Source organism: Alistipes sp. CAG:268, from assembly GCA_000434235.1.
Classification (GTDB): Bacteria; Bacteroidota; Bacteroidia; order Bacteroidales; family Rikenellaceae; genus Alistipes; species Alistipes avistercoris.
Map to the genome: position 1 here is coordinate 51,557 of FR892011.1, position 21,204 is coordinate 72,760.

The following is a 21,204-nucleotide window of genomic DNA, read 5'->3' on the forward strand; positions in this document are numbered from 1 at the left end:
AGCCGAGGCCACGGCAAAGCATGCCCATGGCCCCGGCCTGGAAAAAAAAGCCGCCCGAAGAGTTGAACTCTTCGGGCGGTTCCGTAATCGAGGATCCATTTATTCCATTTTATCGCAAACAATACAAGCACACGTCACTCGATACGGTCGGCAAACCGACTCCACCCGGCTGCCTTTTTATATGCATCGGCCGTTCCTGCCGGCACGATGATCTTCTCCACATCCTTCGGAAAGCCGTACCACTGGTCGAGAATCAGCCCGGCAACGGGCGGTGTCGCGGCCTCCACGCGGACCTCACGGATTCGCGTGTTGTCGAACGCCCCGAAAGCAATCTCCCCGACGCCTGCCGGAATGACGATCGACGATACCCGGGTATTGCCGGACAGCAGTCCCTGCTCCAGAGTCCGGATGCTCCGCGGAATGGCAAGTCGCTCAAGCGAAGGACATCCCACGAAACAGGACCCCCGAAGAGCACCGTCGGCCGTATCGCCCGACGCACCATGAACCGAAACTTCGACCAATGACGCGCAAAGGTAGAAGGCACGGCCAGCAATCTCCGTAACCCCGTCGGGCAATACGACCGATTCGACGGCGCTCTCGCGAAAAGCCTCGAAACCGATCTTGCGGACCGTCTCGGGAATCTCCACCCGCTTGAGCCGTCCGGTACCCAGAAAGGCCTGCGTTCCGATTTCGGCCAACCGGGCGGGCCAGACGATCTGCTCGATGTCCGCATAGGCAAAGAGGTTTTTTGGCAAGGCGGCAAGCTGCGTCCTGCTCATGTCCACACGCGTAAGCCCCGCACAATGGTAGAAGGCATGATCGCCCAGCTGCTCGAGACTCGCGGGCAGGATGATCTCGGGAACAGAAGCTCCGCAGAAGGCCATCTCACCAATCGTCCGCAGCCCCTCGTTGAGTTTGAGGCTCTTGATCCTGCGAGCCGCAAACGCCTTCTCGGGGATCTCGCGCACGATCTCGGGCAGCACGATCTCATCGGCCTCGGGCCAGACCTCGGTAAGCACGCCGGTCTCCACACGCACAGGGAGGACCGTCACCGTAAACGACGTCTGCCGGTCCCCGACCTCGATGGTCAGCTCCAGCTCCCCGGCCGGACGCTCGGACGAAAAGCCCTTCACTTGTGCAGGCGTAACCTCCACGGCCTGCTCCTTATCATCCTCATAGCGTCCCATCACCTCGAGCCCCGTCAGATCGAGCGGTTCGCCAAGACAATAGACAAGTTTGTCGGGCTGACGGCTTACGCGCAGGCTCACCGGACCGGGATCCGACGGAACGCCCGGTTTCTCATCAAGTCCCTCGAGACGGATCTCCGCGCGCTGCGACCGTCCGACCTCGACGGTCCGTCCGACGGACCAGAGGTGATAGTTGTCTCCGGTCCCCTGCAGCACGGCAAAGGTCACATAACGCTGCTTCGCACCCGAAAACCAGCGGTCCACACGCATCGTATACTGCACCACGCCGTCCGCCCCTGCAGTCAGGGTCTCGAGCGGCGCAGCAAAGGGATTCTTCTCCAAGGCCTTACCGCCGGCCTCATCGTAGACCCGAACTTCGGCGCCCGGGACGGGAGTGCCGTCGGGCAGGAGGACCGCAATACGCACGGTCGCATCCTTGCCCGGGTTAGGCCCCTGTTCCTTTTTACATGCCATGAATGCAAGCGGCAGAGCCGTCACCATGGCCAGAACAAATTTCAATTTCATCTCTTTCCAAATAATTGATTCACCTAAAAACTCGACTGCAAAGATAGCGGACAGAAGCCATTGAGGCATTACACGCTCTGGACAAAAACCTAACACACCTTTAAAATCAACATTGTAAATCAGTAAATTACAAATAACAAACAACTAAAAATCCAACACCGTCCTGACAAGGGCGCTCCGAAGGGGAAAACAAGCGCCCGAAGGCGGCGGAAGAGTCCGGCAGCATCCTCCGCACGTAATACACCGGTAGCCGGGGAACCGTCCGAACACGAGGAGGTAGCCCGACTCGCCAATGGACGTCGGAGAGAGGCTGGAGACAACCGGTCCCGGACGACACAGGGGAGAAAGGAAAAAGGGAAGTTACCTTTGCGTCAGCAGCAGAAAAAAGAAGCGGACAACTCTCTCGAATTGTCCGCTTTGGTAGCGGGAGGAGGACTCGAACCTCCGACCTTCGGGTTATGAGCCCGACGAGCTGCCAACTGCTCCATCCCGCGATATATCTTTCAGATCTCCGATCTATCGCTTTTGCGTGTGCAAAGATAAGGTAAAAAAATCACATCTGCAAATCAAAACGGAAGTTTCGCCCGAACTTGCCACCCTCACGCCTTTTTATCAGGGGGTTACGCCGTAAAATTATTTTACGGCCGCCGCGACGATCTCCGACAGGTCGCGGATCTCGCGCCGTGTACCCCGCCCGATCGCCTTCTTGCACAACGGGCAGGCCGTGACGATCACATCGGCTCCCGTCTGTTCGAGTTCCGCAGCCACCGAACGGGCGATGCGTACCTGCTGGCTGTCGGAGATGGCCGTATTGGCCACCGACGAACCGCAGCAAAGGGCGTTCTCGCGCGTGGAGGCGGGTTCGAGCAACTCGCCGATCGCCTCGATCACGGCCCGGGGTTCGTCGTAAATCCCGCTGCCGCGCCCCAGTTCGCAGGGATCGTGGTAGGTGAAGCGCGTCGTCCCGTGCTCGAGCCGGATACGGCCCGCACGGATCAGCCGCAGCATATACTCCGAGTGATGCAGCACCTCGATCCCCTCCAGGTGATAATCCTCGCGGAAGACCTTCAGGCAGATCGGGCACGAGGTCACCAGCGTCGTGATCCCGTGTTTGCGGAACAGCTCGGTGTTGTAACGCATCATCTTGCGGGCCGAGTCGGTCTCGCCGGCCAGCTTCAGCGGCCGTCCGCAGCAGACGCCGCCCTCGCGGTCGGCCCACCAGACCTCTTCGCCCGCCGCATCGAAGACCCGGGCCATCGCCGTCATCGTCCGAGGCGTCAGCAGGGTCATACAGCCGGCGAAATAACCCACCTTGCCCGTACCCGACGAACGGTCCACACCGGCCAGATAACCGTAGCGACGCTCATCGGGGACGTTGCGCATCCGGTCGCGCGAATTGAGTCGCAGCGTATTGAGGTCGATGCCCACGGGGCACTTCTCGGCACAACGCCCGCACATCAGGCAGTTGTCGGCCGTCTCGCGGCGCAGCATGCCGTAACGGCGGTCACGCAGGAAATAGACCGACTGCACGGTGCGGATGTCGAGCACGCTCTGCAGCTGGCAGGGATCGATACAGATGCCGCAGCGCGAGCAGGCCTCGACCTGGAAACGGTCGAACGAGGTCTCCTTCTCGCCCGAACGCAACCGGTAGCGGCGCAGGAAGATGAGCGGGATCTCGGTGAAGATGTGCATGTAGCGCGAGAAAGGTAATGCCACGAAGAAGAGCCCGAGGCAGGAGGAGTAGAACCACCAGGCAGCCGACTCGAGGTTCATCAGCGGCAACACGCCGACGTGTGCCGCCATCCATCCGCCGAGCGAACCGGTCAGGAAGCTCCCGCCGCCGTACAACGCGCAGGTCGTACTCTCGGCCAGCAGGCGTGCCGGGAAGATGAACCACAGGGCCGACAGGGCGATGCGGTCGCCCAGGACGTGTTTCGTCGTGCGGCGCATGCCCATAGCCCGCGAGCAGAAACGCTTGCCCCAGGCCAGGGCCACGCCCGAGAGGACAAAGAGCAGCAGCAGGTCCATCAAAAGGTCGAAGATGGGCTTGTGTTCGAGTCCCGTGGCGAAATACTTGAAGAAGACGTGACCCTGCAGGGGCACGTAACGGAACCCGAGGTAGGCCACCGTCTCGATCCAGCCCACCGAGATCAGGAGGAACCAGCCGAAGGCCAGCGACATGTGCATGTAGCCCAGCAGGGGATTGACGCGGAAGATCCTCCGGTGGAGGAGCGACTCGCGGATGACCTCCCACACGGCCTGCAACGTGCGCCGCGTGGGCAGTCCGCGCAGGATCAGCATCTTGTCGGCCCGCGGCAGGCGGTAGAGCCACGTTCCCCACTTCCAGAGGAGCGTGAGGAACATCACGGCCGCGCCGGCCATGAAGGGTATGCAGAACGGAGCGAAGAAGTTCATGGTCAGAAGTCCCCCAGTTTACGTTTGATGAGCATCACCACCCCCCGCGTGTTGATTCCGCGCGGGCAGACCAGCCGGCACTTGCCGCACAGCATGCACTTGTTCATCTCCTCGTAGGCGCCCTGGTATTCGCCCCGGCGCACGAGCGTGTGGACCTTGCGGAAGTTGAACTCGGTGAGGTTGCCGGCCGTGCAGACCGCCGTGCAGGCCCCGCATCCGATGCAGGTCTGCAGTTCGGGCATCTCGCGCAGGATCTCGTCGCTCTTGCGCAGGTTGTTGCGGTCGAGGTCGATGGCGCGGGGCTTGGAGATGGTGTATCCGAAATTGATTGCCGCCATAGCCTATGCCTGCAGGTACTCCGCCACGGCATCGGCCGCGGCGGCGCCCTCGTTCAACGATTCGCCGATGTTTTTCGGGGCGGTCACCGTCCCGGCATAGAAGATCCCCTCGACCCCGCTGCTCACGTTGCCCAGGAAGAGGTCACGCGGGGCCATGAAGCCGCTCGGCGCCTGCCGCAGCCCGGCCGAGGCGGCGAAAGCGGGATTGTCGTCGTTGGCCCGCATACCGACGATGAGCACCAGCATATCGACGCTCATCCGCAGCGGGCGCCCCGTCAGCGTATCCTCGGCCTTGATCTGCACCCTCCCGTCGATCGTCGGGCTGGCCTCCGAGATACGTCCCCGCACGAAGTGGATGTTGCAGCGCTGCTGCGCCTCGCGGTACATCTCCTCGTAGCCGGGACCGAACATGCGGATATCCATATAGAAGTTGAAGACGTCGGCTTCGGGGAAGAGCCGTTTCATCTCCATGGCCTGCTTCACGCCCGTGATGCAGCAAACGCGCGAGCAGTGCTGCTGGCAGACCTTCTCGTCGCGCGAACCCACGCAGTGCAGGAAGGCGATGCGACGCGGGGCCGTTCCGTCGGCCTTGGCCACACGCCCCTCGTTGAGCATCCGCTCGATATCGACCGTCGTGAAGACATTGTCGTAGATTCCGTATCCGTACTCCTCCTTGATCGAGGCGTCGAAGAGCGTGAAGCCCGTCGCGAGGACCACGGCATCGCACGCGAGCGTCCGGCCGTCGGCCAGTTCGACGCTCCGCGACGTGAAACGCCGCACCCCGACACCGGCCATCACCTCGATGCCGGCCTCATTGACCCTCCGCCGCAGGTCGGAGAGCACCTCCCCGGCCGGCGTGAACGACGGGAAGAGCACGTGCCAGCCGCGCAGCTTTCCGCCCAGTTCCGTCTCCTTCTCGACGATGACGGCCTCGATACCCCGCGCCGCAAGCCGCAGAGCCGTCTGCATGCCCGCGACACCGCCGCCCATGACGATCACTCGTTTCTTCATCTGCAAAAATATCGTTCTCCCGCGGCGGCACGTCCGTTCTTCCGAAACCGGGCGCACTCAACCGCCGTATGGTTTATCACTCCCTGATATCGTACACCGTATCCGATGCGCCGCAGTTCACCACCGCCGACGCCGGCTTGCCGATGTACTTGCCGTTGCGGCCCAGGTACTTCGCCGCAGGGTCGTACTCCACGCCCATCTTGTCGAGCAGCGGCTCGACATCCACCTGGTGCATCTGCATGCCCAGCACCCACGGATCGTAACCCAGCACCAGTCCGGCCATCTCCTCGTAGGTGAGCACCGGAATGCCGTGGCCGTTCTGCCCGTAGGTCGTACCCTCCATCTCGGCGATGGCATACTGCCACTTGTCGAGGAACATCGCACACCCGGGACAGTTGGCCACGATGAAATCGGGCTTGTAGGGGGCCATGCTCTCGAGTTTCTTGTGCGAATTGGCGATCGAATAGCCGCGGTTGGCCTGCACGAGGTAGTTGCGGAACCCGAAACCGCAGCAGTGCCGCCGCTCGGGATAGTCCACGCACTCGCCGCCCCACGACTCGACCATGCCGGCCAGCACGTAGGGGAACTCCGAGCCGCCGATTCCCGACTTGGGGAAGATCTTGGCATAGTGGCAGCCGATGTGCTCGACAACCTTGAGCGGCTCGCCCGTCGCGACATTCACCAGCCGGCGCTTGGCCCGCGCGGCGATCTCGTCACGGAAGTGGAACATCACGTCGGAGGTGTGGGCCAGGCTCGCCGGCTTGCGGAACTCGCGCCCGGTGGCCTTCAGCAGGTTCTCGCGCGTACGCTCCTCGGTCTCGGGAAACTCGGCCCACGTGGCCAGCACCTCGGTATAGACACCGAACGAGGTGATGCACGAGGTGACGAAGTTCTCGTAACCCGCCTCGTTCATGAGCGAGAACTGCCGCGCGACGACCGTCATGATCGTCTCGAGCGGCACGATGTCCGAATGGTAGCCGATTCCCGTGCACGACGAGTGTTTCGGGTCGTCGAGCAGGTCGCGCCCCAGGTCCCGCTGGAGGATATCGATGAACGCCTTCTCGCTCCCCGGGAAAAAGTTCTGGCGGATGCAGCTGCGGCCGTAATAGTAACGGTCGTCGGCGATCTGTTTCTGGTACTCGGTCCAGCTTGCTCGCTTCATCATGGCCTAATAGTGTTCGTTGCTGTTCTTCGAATAGACATCCATCATGTATTGCTCGTCGGCTCCCTCCTCGTATCCCATCTCGCGGGCCTTGCGGTCGGAGTGGCGCTCGATCGTATCGAACATCTCCTTGCCACCGCTCACGTCGAAGATCCGGCGGATCTCGTCGAGCGACTCGTCGTCGATGCGCCGCAGGGCTCCGGCCCCTTCGCGTCCGTAGACGGGCGTGAACTGCCCGTAGACCTCCTTGTCGTTGTCGTAGATCCACTGCCAGACGGTTCCCTGTTCGGGATGCAGTTCGGGACGGACCAGTTTCGGCACCAGGCAATAACCCGTACGGAGGATGTTGTCGCCGATCATGCGCTTGAGGGCCAGTTGCTGCCGACCCTTCTCGCTCTCGACGAAGAAGCCCAACTTCTGCGAAAGTTTGCGCAGCGACTGGATCACATAACCCGGCGTATTGCCGCGCGGACAGCGCGGACGGCACGACATGCACTCGCCGCAATACCAGATCGTATCGCTCTTCAGCAACGCCTCGATGGCCTCGTCGTCGCGCGTCTGCACGATATTGACGATCTGCCGGGGGTCGTAGTTGTAGAACTCGGCGGCGGGACAGACGCCCGTGCAGACGCCGCAGTTCATGCACGCATGCAGCCCTTCCCGCATCCGCACATCCTCCATCAACATATCGAAATACTTGCCCATAGGCACAAAAAAACCTTTGCAGAGGCAAAGGTAGGGATTCGGCGCGAGCCGCGAAGTAGTATAAATACCTAATTTAACGGCGCTCGTAGCACTCGAAAACGAAGGGCCAGGGATACTTCTCGCCCCGCTCGAAGCGTTCAGACGACACCAGGCGCCAGGCTGCCGCATCCCACTCGGGGAAGCGCGTATCGCCCTCGTAGTCATGCAGGACACGCGTTAGGTAGAAGCGGTCGGCCAGCGGCAGCGCCTCGGCGTAGATCTGCGCCCCGCCGATGACGAACACCTCCTCGCTTTCGGGGAAGAGTTCCAGCGCCCCGGCAAGCGAATGCGCCACGCGGCATCCGGGGATGTCGATCCGCTGGCGGGTGATGACGACATTTTCGCGGTTCGGGAGCGGCCGCCCGAGCGACTCCCAGGTCTTGCGTCCCATCACGACGGGATGACCCGTCGTGAGGGCCTTGAAGTGTTTCAGGTCCTCGGATATGTGCCACAGAAGGGCGTTCCGGTCGCCGATCACGCCGTTTGCGGCCACGGCTGCAATGATGCTTACCATCGGTTTCAGAATGACATGGGTGCTTTGATCGCCGGCCAGGGATCGTATCCCTCGAGCGTGAAGTCCTCGTAGCGGAAGTCGAAAACCGACCGCACCGCACGGTTCAGCCGCATGGTCGGCAGCGGCCGCGGTTCACGCGCGAGCTGTTCATCGACCTGCGCGAAATGGTTCAGATAGATATGCGTATCGCCGAGCGTGTGGATGAATTCGCCGGGCTGCAGGTCGCAGACCTGCGCCATCATCATCGTCAGCAGGGCATAGGAGGCGATGTTGAACGGCACGCCGAGAAACGTATCGGCGCTCCGCTGGTAGAGCTGGCACGAGAGGCGCCCTTCGGCCACGTAGAACTGGAACAGCACGTGACACGGCGGCAGGGCCATCTGATCGACCTCGGCAACGTTCCAGGCCGAGACCACGATACGGCGCGACTCGGGATTGCGGCGGATTGTATCGACAGCCCGGGCAATCTGATCGACGGTGCTGCCGTCGGGACGGGGCCACGAACGCCACTGGTATCCGTAGACGTGGTTCAGGTCGCCGTAGCGATAGCCCTCGATCGGCGACTCGCCGCCCGCAGAGGCCAGAAACTCGTCGCGCCCGAGGGGTTCGAGCCCCCGCGGAGCACAGCACTCCTTATAATAGCGGTATGCGTCGTTGTCCCAGATGTGAACCCCCTGTTCGACCAGATAGCGGATATTCGTATCTCCGCGCAGGAACCACAACAGTTCGTGGATCACCCCCTTGAGAAAGACCCGTTTGGTGGTCAGCAGCGGAAAGCCCTCCGCCAGGTCGAAGCGCATCTGATGTCCGAAGATCCCCTTCGTGCCGGTCCCGGTGCGGTCGCCCCGCACCACCCCTTCGGCCTTGATACGCCGCAGCAAGTCGAGATACTGTTTCATCGTGTTCCGTTTTTTGCCGGCAGCGGCTCCTCCTCTTCGAGTTTCCGCAGCGACAGCACGCCCCGGTTGTCGAGCACCGCATAGGCCGGATTCTTCTCCCAGCAACCCAGGTGGACCACATGCAGCGCCCCGTCGCGGTAGTCGCGTGCGAAATGCATGTGCCCGAAGACGAAGTCATCGACCTCATGCGTCGCGGCATAACTCCGCGCATAGGCAATCAGCGGCTCGGTGAGCGAAGCGTCGAACCCGCCCGGACCGCCCGTCTCGGCGGCACGGCGGTCGGCGTCGTTGTGCCGCTTGCGCGACTTTCCGCTCCACCAGTGCCCGAAACGCATCGCCCAGTCGGGATGTACGCCCCACGAGAAGAGCCACCGCAACGTCCGCGAGCGGAAGATGCGGTTGAGCAGGCGGAGCATCGGCTGTCCGTCGATGTTCATGTTGTCGCCGTGGGCCACGAAGATGCGCCGTCCACCGAGTGTGAGCAGCTGCGGCGCAGTGTACACCTCAACGCCGCATTCGCGCGTCAGGTAGTCGCCCACCCACATGTCGTGGTTACCCGTCAGGAAGACCACGCGCACGCCCCGGTCGGTCAGTTCGGCCAGTTTGCCCAGCGTCCGCACGAAGCCTTTGGGCACTACGCGGCGGTATTCGAACCAGAAATCGAAGATGTCGCCCACCAGGAAGATCGACTCCGCATCGCGCCCCGCCCGGTCGAGCCAGGCGACAAAACGCCGTTCGACCTCCCGGGCTGCGGCCGGATCGCCCGCACCGAGGTGTATGTCCGAGGCGAAATAGTGCATCAACGGGTCAGTTCATCGAGTTTCTCCACCAGGCTGTTGCCGTAGAGATCCTTGGCCACGATGTTTCCGTCCCGGTCGATGAGGAAGTTGGCGGGCAGGCGCTGCACGTTGTAGAGGCGGAGTGCCGCCGATGCGCTGCCGCGCAGGTCGCTTACCGAGATCCACGGCAGCTGCTGTTCCTGCACAGCCGTGATCCACAGCGGCTTGGAGGTATCGACAGCCACCTGATAGACCTCGAATCCACGGTCGGCATATTTGGCATAGATCTCCTTCAGATCGGCATTCAGCGCATTGCCCGTTCCGGCCTCGGCCGACCAGAAGTCGAGCAGCACGACCTTGCCGGCCAACGACGAGAGACGGACCTGCTTGCCGTACATGTCGGTCAGCTCCAGGTCGGGGTAGCCGCGCTCGGTGACCCTCGACATCAGGTCGATCCGGGCATCCATCCGCTCCACCTCGGCCTGCAGCGACTGCACGTAGGGCGAGGTCGGATAGCGGTCGGCGATCGCCTCGGCCACCGTACGGTAGTAGACCACGTCGCTGTCGCCGTTGAACAGGTAGGTGTCGCCCGGCAGGCGCTGGTAGAGTGCATAGACCGCAGCCAGCGATGCCTTGTTCTCGATGATGAAGCGCAGCTGCTCGCGCCGGATGCGGTAGTACTCGTCGGTATAGGCGCGCACGAGCGAGTCACGCTCGGCGGTCTTGTCGCTCATGGCAGCCACGCGGCGCGCAATCTCGTCGAGCCGCTGGGCCCCCGAGACGAACCCCTGGTAGAACTGGCGCAGCAGGGCCGACTCCTCGCTGCCCTCGACCGTATAGTTGCGCACGACGTTCCCGGCCGACGAAAGGGTCACCCGGTCGCCGCCGGCAAGGAGCAGCGGAATGCGTTCGTTGTTGAAGACGACGTTATAGAGCGCGGGCGTAGCCGACACACCGTTCAACTGGAAACGGTAGCTGCCGTCATCGGCCAGTTGCGTGGAATCGACGATCGTCTGCCGCAGGGGCGAAGCCTCCTCGAGGTAGACCTTGCGGGCCTCCGTACCGACGAACCGGCCCGAGATCTTCACCTTCGACGATTCGCAGCCGCACAGCACGACCGCCGCCGAACACAGGACGAAAAACGTTTGTCTGTTCATCTGTTTTTTCGCGTTTAATGGCTACAAAGATAGCAAAATTACCAAAACGGCCGCCGATTATTTCGACGAATTGCGATGCTGCCCGTTGTTTTTCGCAAAACTGCGATGCTGCTGCGTCCCCCGGTTTTTCTGCTGCCGCTGCTGCGGATGGTTCTGCCGTCCGGGTTGCGCCCCTTTCTGGGGACGTGCCGAAAAGTGCTGTTTGTAGTCGCTTCGGAGATTGTTTATGGCATTTTCGTCGATTTCGATCGTCCCTCCGGACATTCGCTTGATGTCCCGAACGATCACCTCGTTGTTGGGATGCTCCTGATTGTATTCGTAACTCTTCGTGCGCATGTAGCGGGCCAGGTTGTCCACCGTGCGGGCCACGGCCTGCGGATTGCGCTCCTCGCCGAGCGAACGGATCATCCGCTCGACGTATTTGCCGTAGTGCTTGTAGGCGATGCGCCCCTGCGAATAGGCCATGCGCCGCGGCGTGACGGTCAGGTCCTGGCGCGTGGGCCGCGGATACGGAGAGTCCACATCCAGCTGAAAATCAGACATAATGAACAGGTGATCCCACAGCTTGTGCGTAAAATCGGCCGTATCGCGCAGCAGCGGATTGAGATTGCCCATGACGGCGATGACGGCCCGTGCCTGCCGGTTGCGCTCGCGGCGGTCCTCGATCTCCATGAGCGAATCGATCATCTCATGGATATGGCGCCCGTATTCGGGAAGGAACAACTTGCGTCGTGTGTAGTTGTAGTTCTTTTTCATAGTGTTATTGCGGTCTTCGCCACTGTTCCGTTTCGTCCGCCGGAGCCTCCGTCCGGCCATCGGCGATAGACCGATCCAAGATCTTTTGCGAGCTCTCCGCGACGGGCTGTCGCCCCCTGCCGGATTGGGTTTACAGCGCGGAAAGTCATAACTTTGGGACAAAAGTAGACAAAATTTCAGGAAAAACAAGACATGGCGAAAGTTTTAATTCTCGACCGTTCAAAAAGCGTGCGAAACATCCTGCGCGAGCGTCTCGAATACGAGGGGTTCTCGACCGAGGCCGCCGAGGATGCCCGCACGGCATCGGAACTCTGCGCGAAGATCCCCTTCGACGTGATCCTCTCCGACACGGCCTGCACGGTCCCCGACACCGGAGTCCCGTTCATCGCCCTTTCGTCCGAAGCATCGATCGACTCGGCGGTGCGGGCCGTACGGAACGGCGCCCGGGATTACCTCACCAAACCCATCGACATGAACCACCTGCTGGAATCCATCCGGCAGACGCTCGCGGCTCCCGCCCCGCAGCCGGCCGCAGCCGCGGCAAATCCTCCGGTGCGCCGCTGCCGCCGCGCCCATCCCGCCGAAACGGAACACATCATCGGCGACTCACCCCAGATCGAACACGTCCGCCGGCTGATCGACAAGGTGGCTCCGTGCGAGGCGCGCGTACTCATCACGGGAGAAAACGGCACGGGCAAGGAGCTCGTGGCCCGCTGGCTGCATGTCAAGAGCGCACGGGCGGGCGGGCCGTTCGTCGAGGTCAATTGTGCGGCAATCCCCTCCGAACTGATCGAGAGCGAACTCTTCGGCCACGAGCGCGGAGCCTTCACCTCGGCCGTCAAGCAGCGCAAGGGCAAATTCGAGCAGGCCGACGGGGGCACGCTCTTCATGGACGAGATCGGCGACATGTCGCCCGCCGCACAGGCCAAGGTGCTGCGGGCCCTTCAGGAGAACCGCATCAGCCGCGTGGGCGGCGACAAGGAGATCGAGGTGGACGTGCGGGTGATCGCCGCGACGAACAAGGACCTCAAGGAGCTGATCCGCCGGGGCGAGTTCCGCGAGGATCTCTACCACCGCATCGGCGTAGTCGTAATCCGCGTCCCGGCCCTGCGCGAGCACGCCGGCGACATCCCGCAGCTGGTCGGGCACTTCATCCGGACGATCTCCGAAGAGTACGGCACGGCACCCAAACCGATCGACCGGGCCGCACTCGAGGCCCTGCAGGGGATGCCGTGGAGCGGCAACATCCGCGAACTGCGCAACGTCGTCGAACGGCTGATCGTCCTCTCGGGCGACCGCATCACGGCCGACGACGTCAGTCTCTACTGCTGACCGGCGGCAGGCGGACCACGATGCGGTCGATGATCCGCAGGGCCGATGTCAGCCCCGTGAGGTCGGCCGTCACACGGCCGTCGCTGCCGTCGGGCGAACTGTGCCCCACGAGGCGCGCCTCGACGCTCCGCTCCTCCGATGCGGGATCGATCACGGCAGCGTAGACCAGGGCGGGCTGGCCGCTGCCGTAGCGCCCGCCGGTCCATCCGGCCTCCCCTTCGCGGGCCGAGCGGGGCCAGGTGTCGTTAAAATCGGTCGAATGGTTCACCTCGACCTTCACGACAAAACATCCCCAGGCCGTATCCCGCACGAACCGGGCCTCGAAGCCGCCCCGCGGCGTAGCTCCCGACACCGCATCCGGAAGCGGCTCCTCGCGGGTCGGCAGGTACAACCCGTCGGCATAGCGCACCCCGCGGCGGTGACACCAGTGCGGCAGCGCCTCGCGACGGCGGGTGCCCCCCGCCCCGCGGCCCCCCCCGGGGGGGGGCCGCGCCATGCGCCACGACTGGGAGGCGATCCGCCGCGTGACATAAACCGTGGCAAGATACGCTCCTTCAGGGCTCTCGATCCAGATGGCCATCTGCGGCGGGTTGCGGCGCTTCAGCCCCAGAAAGAGCGGGAAGTCGTGCAGCCACTCCGTTCCGGGCTCGACCACCACCTGCAGGGAGCTGTCACTATACGCCACCCCACGGTCGGACGCCCCTCCCCGGCCGGCGGCCGTCCGGCCGCCGCCCCCGACCAGACACAATACGCCAAAAATCGGCAAACCGAAGACACAATACGGCAAAAATCGGCAAACCGAACAGCATCCGGCCCCACGCCGTCCCTCTTTTCATCTTCGCATCCATTTGTCCTTCTTGTTTTTATCATTTGTTACCTCAAGGTAACATAAATTGCAAAAAAATATCGGAGTCACCTCGCAACCTCCGGCGCGGCACAACCGGAGCCACCGACCTTGCCATCCGCAGCAGCATCGCAGTCCCCGGCTTCAAAGGCGGTCAAACCGCCAGCCACCCCACAGGCCGCATCGTCCCGGACATCTCCGCAGCAGGCAATCCCGCCGGGCTCGTCTGAAACGTCCTCCATTCCGGCTGCCGGCCCGCCGTCGGAGCGGAAAAGCGCATCGACCAGCTCGTCGGCACCGCGGCAGATCCGTTCCCAACCCGCCTCGCCATCCAACGGAATACCGTTATAGCAGGGGCAGAAATCCCCGAGCATGGCCAGATAAGTCGTCGCCGAGGCGATGACGGCGGCCAGCACGGCCACCCGCTCCTCGCACAGCCCGGCCCGCTCGCACACCCGGCGGGTCAGCTCGACCCCGATCCGTTCGCGCTGAGCACGCAGTCCGGCCACCAGCGGGTGGTCAGACGACAGCTCCCAACGATAGAGCCGCCGCAGCGCAGCGTTGCCGCGCAGGCGTGCCACCTGCTCGCGGAACAGCCGCTTGAGAAAGTCAGGCAGGCAGGCCCGGTCGGGCACCCCGTCGGGCAGGCCGAACCAGAAATCGTGGCGGCGGACATAGGCGGCCAGCAGACCATCGACCGACCCGAAATAACGGTAAACCAACACCTTCGACACTCCGGCACGGGCTGCCAGTGCATTGATGCCGATCTGTTCGAACCCCGATTCGCACACCAGTTCCCCGACAGCCTCCAGCAACCGCCGCTCCGTAGCCTCCCGATCCCGTTCCGTCCGTTTCATCCTTTCGCTTGCGGCACACGCTTTTCCAATACATGTTACCGGCCGGGAACAAAAGTAGCGGATTTTGCGCAAAGCGCCAAATCCGGAGGGCAAAAAAGAGAGGGGAAAGAGCAAAAACGACCGCACGAAACGGATGCGGCCGAACCGGACGGCGCCGGCGACACAAGGCCGGCACACGAAACGTGCAACGTGGAGCAGCCCCAAACGGCCGGGTCGCCCGGGCCGTTTCGACGGGCGGTCTGTCCCGGCCGGCGGCTCGGGCTACAGCAGGCCGAGGAGCTCCTCGGGCCGGTCGATCAGGTGCACCGCCCCGGCCCCGACGAGCTCCTCCCGCTCGCGGAAACCCCACGTCACGCCGCACGAACGGACCCCGGCCGCGCGGGCCGTCTCCATATCGACGCCCGAATCGCCCACGTAGAGCACCCGCTCCGGAGCCGTCCCGGTTCGAGCGAGGATCTCCTCGACCACGGCCGGAGAGGGTTTCAGCGGCACGTCGGGCCGCTGGCCGAAGACCACGTCGAAGGTTTCGGGCGGGAAGAAGAGTCCGATGAGCTTCTCGGTCCCGGCCTGGAACTTGTTCGAGGCCACGGCCAGCCGCAGCCCCCGGCGGCGCAGTTCGGCCACCAGTTCGGGAATTCCGTCGTAGGGTTTCGTATAGGTGTCGATGTGCTCCGTGTAGTACTTCACGAAGTCGGCGCGCACCAGGGCGACGTTCTCGGGTGTGCGCAGCGGTTCGGGCAGCGCCCGTTCGACCAGGCGCAGGATGCCGTTGCCCACAAAATGGCAGTACTCCTCATAGGAGTGCTGCGGGAGTCCCCGCAGCGCCAGCACGGCGTTGCACGAGACGGCCAGGTCGCCGATCGTATTGAGCAGCGTGCCGTCGAGATCGAAAATGACGAGTTCGGTGTTCTTCATCGCATCATTGAGCTTGTTGCGCGCGACCCGGGGCCGCAGCCGGCGCGGCGGGCGGCGCGATCCCCCACCCCAGGGCCGCAACGAGCAGCGACATGAGCGGGGAGACGATATTGAAAATACAGTAAGGCAGATAGACGAAGGTCGAGACGCCCAGCACCGTGGCCTGCGTCATGCCGCACGAGTTCCACGGCACGAGCACCGAGCAGACCGTGGCCGAATCCTCGACCGAGCGGCTCAGCAGACGCTCCTCGAATCCCCGCTCGGCATACAGATCCTTGAACAGGCGTCCCGAGAGGATGATCGAGATGTACTGGTCGGCCGTACAGAGATTGAAGAAGATGCCGGCGCCGACCGTCGAGGCCACGGCCGAGAAGCTCCGACGAACGAAGCGCAGGAAGAGCTCGGTCAGCGAACGCAGCATGCCGCTGCCGGTCATCACGCCGCCGAAGCACATGGCGCAGATGATCAGCCACACGGTATTGAGCATGCCGCTCATGCCGCGCGTCGCGACCAGCGCGTCGAGTTCGGCGCTTCCGGTCGGCAGAGCCGTCGGACCGAAGCACGACATGAGCACCCCCTTGAAGCCCGACATGAAGTCGAGCGAGGATACCCCGGCCACCCGGGCGACCAGATCGGGCTGCACCAGAAGCATCGCCACACAGGCGAAGACCACGGCGCAGAAGAGCGTGACGATGGCCGGCAGCTTGCGGGCGATCAGGATGCCCGTGGCCAGCGGTACGAGAAGCAGCCACGGCGAGAGGTGGAACGACGAGGCCAGTGCGGCGGCATAGGCCCCCGACTCGGAGGCCGCGCCGTGGTCGAGCCAGAAGCCTGCAGCGGTGAAGACTCCCAGCGCCACGGCCATCGAGGGCACGGTCGTATAGAGCATATAGCGGATGTGGGTGAAGAGCGGCACGCCGACCGTGGACGAGGCGAGCACGGTCGTGTCCGACAGCAGCGAAAGCTTGTCGCCGAAATAGGCGCCCGAGATGATGGCGCCGGCAACCCACCCTTCGGGGAACTCCATCGCCCGGCCGATACCCATCAGCGCCACGCCGATGGTGGCGATCGTCGTCCACGAACTGCCCGTCATGAGCGACACGACGGCACATATGGCGCACGAGGCGACCAGGAAAAACGACGGATGCAGGACCTCGAGCCCGTAGTGGATCATCGTGGGCACCACGCCCGATACCATCCACGTGCCGGAGATGGCTCCGATGAGCAGCAGGATCAGGATGGCCGAGGCCGAGGCGCGGATGTTGTCGATGATCGCCTCCTCGAGCACCGCCCAGCGGCAGCGGTAGATACCGATCGAGAGCATGACGCAGACCGACGTGGCGGAGAGCAGCGCGATCTGGCTGCCGCCGTTGATGGCATCGCCCCCGAAGGCGCGGATCACGACATAGAGCAGCAGCGTCAGCACGGCCAGCGGAATGGCCGACACCCAGGGCGAGGGCTGTTTTTGTATTTTTCGAGTCATTTCACGTTTCGGTTAAGCCGTTTCCGGCCGGCAAAAATAGTGAAAAAATCGGTGTTCCGCACCCAGGGGCCGAAGCGGAAGGATCAGCGGCGGGAAAATGCGGAACAGGGAATGGTGCGGAGAGATACGCCACAACATCATCCGAGCAAGATACGGCCGCATTTGACCCGCCAGCGCATTTTTTTCCTCCCGAAGGCGGTGTTTTGCGGAATTGTTGTATATTTGACCGGGACAACAACACGGCCGAACCCATGGAGATGCTGCGCAACGTCATCCGATTCTACATCGACGGCTTCCGGGAGATGACCCTCGGACGGACGCTTTGGGCCATCATACTCATCAAGCTGTTCGTCCTGTTCGCCGTGCTCAAGCTCTTCTTCTTTCCCGACCTGCTCGCCGGGAAAAGCGACGACGAGCAGGCCCGACACGTGCTCGAAAACCTGACAACCACCCACCAACCATGATCTCCGATTACCTCTCGACCGTCGATTGGTCGCGCGCGCAATTCGCCCTGACGGCCATCTACCACTGGCTGTTCGTCCCGCTCACGCTCGGGCTGGGATTCCTTGTCGCCATCATGGAGACGCTCTATGTCCGCACGGGCGACGATTTCTGGCGCCGCACCACCAAATTCTGGATGCGCCTGTTCGGCATCAACTTCGCCATCGGCGTGGCGACGGGCATTATCCTCGAATTCGAGTTCGGCACCAACTGGTCAAACTACTCCTACTTCGTGGGTGACATCTTCGGCGCCCCGCTGGCCATCGAGGGCATCCTGGCCTTCTTCCTCGAGAGCACGTTCGTGGCCGTCATGTTCTTCGGCTGGAACAAGGTCTCGAAGGGGTTTCACCTCACGGCCACATGGCTCACGGCTTTCGGGGCCAACCTCTCGGCATGGTGGATCCTCGTGGCCAACGCCTGGATGCAGCACCCCGTGGGCTGCACGTTCAACCTCGCGACCGTGCGCAACGAGATGAGCTCGTTCGCCGAGGTGGCCCTCTCGCCCGTGGCCGTGAACAAGTTCCTGCACACGGTGACCTCGTCGTTCGTACTGGCCGCACTCTTCGTCGTGGGGGTCAGCGCCTGGTACCTGCTCCGCGGGCGCGAGAAGCGCATGGCCTCGAAAAGCATCGCCGTGGCCGCGGCATTCGGGTTCGTCTTCGCCCTCGTAACGGCCTTCACGGGCGACCGCTCGGGCGCCGTCATCGCACGCACGCAGCCCATGAAGCTCGCCGCCATGGAGGCCCTCTACGAAGGGAGCGAAGGGGCTCCGCTCACGGTCGTCGGGGTACTCCAGTCCGAAGAGAAACGCTCGGCCGGGGAGACGTTCCATTTCCGGATCGACATCCCGAAACTGTTGTCCATCATGAGTTTCCGCGACGCCGAGGCCTATGTGGCCGGCATCAACGACCTGATCGAAGGCAATGCCGGACGCGGCATCCTGTCGGCCGAGGAGAAGATCGCACGCGGACGCGCCGTCGTCGCCACGCTCGACCGCTACCGCACGGCTCGCGACGGGGGCGACGAGGGGACGATGCGGCAGATCGAAGAGCTGTTCAACCCCGACACGGCGCAGGGCGGGCACTTCCTGCGCGAATACTTCGCCTATTTCGGCTACGGGTACATCGACGACGTGCAGCAGCTCGTACCCAACGTCCCGCTGCTCTTCTACTCGTTCCGCGTGATGGTCGGCGCCGGCTGTCTGTTCATCCTCGTGCTGGGGCTCGTCTGGTGGTACAACCGCCGCGACCGCCTCGCCTCGAAACGCTGGCTGCTGCATACGGCCGTATGGTGCATCCCGCTGGCCTACGCCGCCTCGCAGGCCGGATGGATCGTCGCCGAGGCGGGCCGCCAGCCGTGGGCCATTCAGGAACTGATGCCGGTGGGCGTCGCCGCCTCGAAGATCCCGAGCGGGTCGGTCACCACGACCTTCATCCTCTTCCTCGTGCTCTTCACGGCGCTGCTCGTCGCCGAACTGAGCATCCTCTTCCGACAGATCAAACTGGGTCCCGAACCCGAAAAATAACGCCGCGCCATGGATACCCTCACCTTCCTGCAACACTATTGGTGGTTCATCATCTCGCTGCTGGGCGCCCTGCTGGTCTTCCTGCTCTTCGTGCAGGGCGGGCAGGCGCTGCTCTACCGGATCGGACACACGGACGAGGAGCGCAACCTGATCGTCCATTCGCTGGGCCGCAAGTGGGAACTCACCTTCACGACACTCGTTACCTTCGGCGGGGCCTTCTTCGCCTCGTTCCCGCTCTTCTACTCCACGTCGTTCGGCGGCGCGGTCTACGTCTGGATAGCCATCCTGCTCTGCTTCGTCGTGCAGGCCGTGGCCTACGAATACCGCCGCAAGCCCTCGAATGTCTTCGGGGAGCGCACCTACGACGCCTTCCTGCTCATCAACGGCCTCCTCGGGCCGCTGCTGCTGGGCATGGCCGTCGGGACGCTCTTCACGGGGGCGGAGTTTACGGTGGACCGTCTCAACCTGGCCAACGCGGCCGGAGGGGGTTCGGCGGTGATCTCGCAATGGGCGACCCCCTGGCACGGACTGGAGGCGGCCGCAAATTCCCGCAACTGGGGGCTAGGGCTCTCGGTCATGCTGCTCTCGATGATCCTGGCCTGCCAGTTCCTCGCACACGACATCGACGACGAACCGATCCGGCTCCGCATCCGCAGCTGCCTGCGCCGCATATCGGGCGGATTCGTCGCCGTGTTCGTCATCTGGCTGCTCTGCCTCCTCACGGCCGACGGATGGACGGAGGATCCCGCCACGGGCGTGATCTGCGCGGAACCCCACAAATACCTGCACAACCTGCAGGAGATGCCCGCCGTGGCAACCCTGCTCCTCGCCGGCATCGTCGCCGTGCTCTGGAGCATCGGTATGGGGTGGCAGGGGAAGCGACGGGCCATCTGGTTCGGCGGTGCAGGCACGGTGCTCACGGTGCTGGCCCTGCTGCTCCTGGCCGGATGGAACAACACAGCCTACTACCCTTCGCTCACGGAGATGCAGTCGTCGCTGACGATCCGCAACTCGTCGTCGAGCGAATTCACCCTCCGCACGATGGCCTGGGTCTCGCTCTTCGTCCCCTTCGTCGCGGCCTACATCGCCTACGCCTGGCGTGCTTTGACCCGCAAACCCGTCACCCGCGAGACGATGCGGCAGGACGACCACTCGTACTGACCGCCGCACGTCCGACAGCAGACGAGGGCGGAGGCACATGCCTCCGCCCTCGTCTGTTTCCGGTGCGGACCTTCGTCTCGCAAAGGTTATTTCTGCTCCTCGGGACCACCGCCGAAGGGATACTGGTGCTCGTGCACGTCGTCGAACCGCATGCCCCGCTCGTAGGTCTTCATCGCGCGGCGCGACATGCCCATCGACGAGAAACCGCCGTCGTGGTAGAGGTTCTGCATCGTCACCTTGCGCGTCAGATCCGAGAAGAGCGTCAGCACGTAGTCAGCGCAATCCTCCGCCGTGGCGTTGCCCAGCGGCGACATGCTCTCGGCAAAGGACATCAGGTCGCCCAGACCCAGCACGCCGCTTCCGGCCGTGGTCTGCGTCGGCGACTGCGAGACGGTGTTGATGCGCACGTGCTTCTCACGCCCGTAGATGTAGCCGAAGCTGCGGGCGATCGACTCGAGCAGCGCCTTGGCGTCGGCCATGTCGTTGTAGCCGTAGAGGGTGCGCTGTGCGGCGATGTACGAAAGGGCCACGATCGAACCCCACTCGTTGATGGCGTCCTTCTTGCGGGCCACCTGGATGGCCTTGTGGAACGAGATGGCCGAGATGTCGAGCGTCTTCGAGAGGAAGTCGTAGTCCAGATCGTCGTAGGTGCGGCCCTTGCGGACGTTGGGCGACATGCCGATCGAGTGGAGCATGAAGTCGAACTTGCCGCCGAAGTGTTCCATGGTCTTGTCGATCAGGTTCTCCAGATCGGCGACGCTCGTGGCATCGGCCGGAACGACGATCGTGTGGCACTTCTCGGCCAACCGGTTGATGGTTCCCATGCGGATGGATACGGCGGTATTCGTGAGAACGATCTCGGCACCCTCCTCCACGGCACGTTCGGCCACTTTCCAGGCGATCGACTGCTCGTTGAGCGCTCCGAAGATCAATCCTTTCTTTCCTTTCAATAAGTTGCAAGCCATTGTCTTTCCAATTTTAAAATCCGGTGCAAAGATACGAAATTTTCGGAAAGTCCGCCTCTCGGGCGGAAAAACGTCGGCAGATGCCACGCCCGCTACCCCGAAGGGCATTCCGGGCAGCCGGCGGAGTCTACTCC

The 21,204-nt window shown here is 63.2% G+C and carries 20 protein-coding genes and 1 tRNA gene; 4 read left to right on the forward strand and 17 right to left on the reverse strand.

The annotated features are described in order from the left end of the window. Window positions 1-134: 134 nt before the first annotated feature. The 12 genes from QZL63_RS08720 to QZL63_RS08775 all read right to left on the reverse strand — a co-directional run bounded on the left by QZL63_RS08720 (window position 135) and on the right by QZL63_RS08775 (window position 11,487). Window positions 135-1,712, reverse strand: coding sequence for a leucine-rich repeat protein (locus tag QZL63_RS08720; protein WP_290586597.1), 1,578 nt, complete (start codon window positions 1,710-1,712; stop codon window positions 135-137). Window positions 1,713-2,130: 418 nt separating this feature from the next. Further along, window positions 2,131-2,206: transfer RNA gene (locus tag QZL63_RS08725), tRNA-Met, on the reverse strand. Between the two features lie 139 nt (window positions 2,207-2,345). Further along, window positions 2,346-4,127, reverse strand: coding sequence for a (Fe-S)-binding protein (locus tag QZL63_RS08730; RefSeq protein WP_022308936.1), 1,782 nt, complete (start codon window positions 4,125-4,127; stop codon window positions 2,346-2,348). Between the two features lie 2 nt (window positions 4,128-4,129). After that, window positions 4,130-4,465 carry a 4Fe-4S dicluster domain-containing protein gene (locus QZL63_RS08735; RefSeq protein WP_022308937.1) on the reverse strand — a complete coding sequence of 112 codons (336 nt, stop codon included), beginning with the start codon at window positions 4,463-4,465 and terminating at the stop codon, window positions 4,130-4,132. Between the two features lie 3 nt (window positions 4,466-4,468). Then, window positions 4,469-5,476: an FAD-dependent oxidoreductase gene (locus QZL63_RS08740; protein WP_290586600.1), complete on the reverse strand. Its 1,008-nt coding sequence runs from the start codon at window positions 5,474-5,476 to the stop codon at window positions 4,469-4,471. A gap of 76 nt (window positions 5,477-5,552) precedes the next feature. Continuing rightward, window positions 5,553-6,641 (reverse strand): CoB--CoM heterodisulfide reductase iron-sulfur subunit B family protein, encoded by a 1,089-nt coding sequence (locus QZL63_RS08745; RefSeq protein ID WP_290586602.1) that lies wholly within the window; start codon window positions 6,639-6,641, stop codon window positions 5,553-5,555. Between the two features lie 3 nt (window positions 6,642-6,644). Further along, window positions 6,645-7,343 carry a 4Fe-4S dicluster domain-containing protein gene (locus QZL63_RS08750; RefSeq protein WP_022308940.1) on the reverse strand — a complete coding sequence of 233 codons (699 nt, stop codon included), beginning with the start codon at window positions 7,341-7,343 and terminating at the stop codon, window positions 6,645-6,647. 73 nt (window positions 7,344-7,416) lie between these two features. Beyond that, window positions 7,417-7,896 (reverse strand): dihydrofolate reductase, encoded by a 480-nt coding sequence (locus tag QZL63_RS08755; protein WP_022308941.1) that lies wholly within the window; start codon window positions 7,894-7,896, stop codon window positions 7,417-7,419. A gap of 5 nt (window positions 7,897-7,901) precedes the next feature. Beyond that, entirely contained in the window at window positions 7,902-8,795 is an 894-nt protein-coding gene (gene thyA, locus QZL63_RS08760) for a thymidylate synthase (protein ID WP_022308942.1), read from the reverse strand. After that, window positions 8,792-9,595: a UDP-2,3-diacylglucosamine diphosphatase gene (locus QZL63_RS08765; RefSeq protein ID WP_022308943.1), complete on the reverse strand. Its 804-nt coding sequence runs from the start codon at window positions 9,593-9,595 to the stop codon at window positions 8,792-8,794. The genes thyA and QZL63_RS08765 overlap by 4 nt, the downstream gene beginning before the upstream one ends. Continuing rightward, window positions 9,595-10,731 carry a TlpA disulfide reductase family protein gene (locus QZL63_RS08770; RefSeq protein WP_022308944.1) on the reverse strand — a complete coding sequence of 379 codons (1,137 nt, stop codon included), beginning with the start codon at window positions 10,729-10,731 and terminating at the stop codon, window positions 9,595-9,597. The genes QZL63_RS08765 and QZL63_RS08770 overlap by 1 nt, the downstream gene beginning before the upstream one ends. A 57-nt stretch (window positions 10,732-10,788) precedes the next feature. After that, the gene (locus tag QZL63_RS08775; protein ID WP_022308945.1) at window positions 10,789-11,487 is read right to left on the reverse strand and encodes a DUF4290 domain-containing protein; all 699 of its coding nucleotides are present in this window, start codon (window positions 11,485-11,487) and stop codon (window positions 10,789-10,791) included. Window positions 11,488-11,679: 192 nt separating this feature from the next. Here QZL63_RS08775 and QZL63_RS08780 point away from each other — a divergent pair, with 192 nt between their 5' ends. Beyond that, entirely contained in the window at window positions 11,680-12,819 is a 1,140-nt protein-coding gene (locus QZL63_RS08780; protein ID WP_022308946.1) for a sigma-54-dependent transcriptional regulator, read from the forward strand. Here the strand turns inward: QZL63_RS08780 and QZL63_RS08785 are convergent. The 4 genes from QZL63_RS08785 to QZL63_RS08800 all read right to left on the reverse strand — a co-directional run bounded on the left by QZL63_RS08785 (window position 12,803) and on the right by QZL63_RS08800 (window position 16,918). Beyond that, the gene (locus QZL63_RS08785) at window positions 12,803-13,504 is read right to left on the reverse strand and encodes a hypothetical protein (RefSeq protein WP_290586605.1); all 702 of its coding nucleotides are present in this window, start codon (window positions 13,502-13,504) and stop codon (window positions 12,803-12,805) included. The two genes, QZL63_RS08780 and QZL63_RS08785, sit on opposite strands and share 17 nt — an antisense overlap. A gap of 227 nt (window positions 13,505-13,731) precedes the next feature. After that, window positions 13,732-14,520, reverse strand: a complete 789-nt coding sequence (locus tag QZL63_RS08790; RefSeq protein WP_022308948.1) for a TetR/AcrR family transcriptional regulator — start codon at window positions 14,518-14,520, stop codon at window positions 13,732-13,734. A gap of 261 nt (window positions 14,521-14,781) precedes the next feature. Further along, window positions 14,782-15,435 carry an HAD family hydrolase gene (locus QZL63_RS08795; RefSeq protein WP_022308949.1) on the reverse strand — a complete coding sequence of 218 codons (654 nt, stop codon included), beginning with the start codon at window positions 15,433-15,435 and terminating at the stop codon, window positions 14,782-14,784. A gap of 4 nt (window positions 15,436-15,439) precedes the next feature. After that, a complete protein-coding gene (locus QZL63_RS08800; protein ID WP_290586608.1) occupies window positions 15,440-16,918 on the reverse strand; it encodes a Na+/H+ antiporter NhaC family protein in 1,479 nt (492 codons plus the stop codon). Window positions 16,919-17,169: 251 nt separating this feature from the next. Between QZL63_RS08800 and QZL63_RS08805 the strand changes: the two genes are divergently transcribed. Genes QZL63_RS08805 through QZL63_RS08815 form a run of 3 tightly spaced genes read left to right on the forward strand, consistent with a single transcriptional unit; the run spans window position 17,170 to window position 20,105 of the window. Then, a complete protein-coding gene (locus tag QZL63_RS08805) occupies window positions 17,170-17,382 on the forward strand; it encodes a DUF4492 domain-containing protein (RefSeq protein ID WP_022308951.1) in 213 nt (70 codons plus the stop codon). Continuing rightward, window positions 17,379-18,944, forward strand: a complete 1,566-nt coding sequence (locus QZL63_RS08810) for a cytochrome ubiquinol oxidase subunit I (protein WP_022308952.1) — start codon at window positions 17,379-17,381, stop codon at window positions 18,942-18,944. The genes QZL63_RS08805 and QZL63_RS08810 overlap by 4 nt, the downstream gene beginning before the upstream one ends. A 9-nt stretch (window positions 18,945-18,953) precedes the next feature. Continuing rightward, entirely contained in the window at window positions 18,954-20,105 is a 1,152-nt protein-coding gene (locus QZL63_RS08815; RefSeq protein WP_022308953.1) for a cytochrome d ubiquinol oxidase subunit II, read from the forward strand. An 86-nt stretch (window positions 20,106-20,191) separates the two neighbouring features. Here the strand turns inward: QZL63_RS08815 and QZL63_RS08820 are convergent, their stop codons facing one another. Further along, window positions 20,192-21,070 (reverse strand): enoyl-ACP reductase FabI, encoded by an 879-nt coding sequence (locus QZL63_RS08820; RefSeq protein WP_022308954.1) that lies wholly within the window; start codon window positions 21,068-21,070, stop codon window positions 20,192-20,194. Window positions 21,071-21,204: the final 134 nt, after the last annotated feature.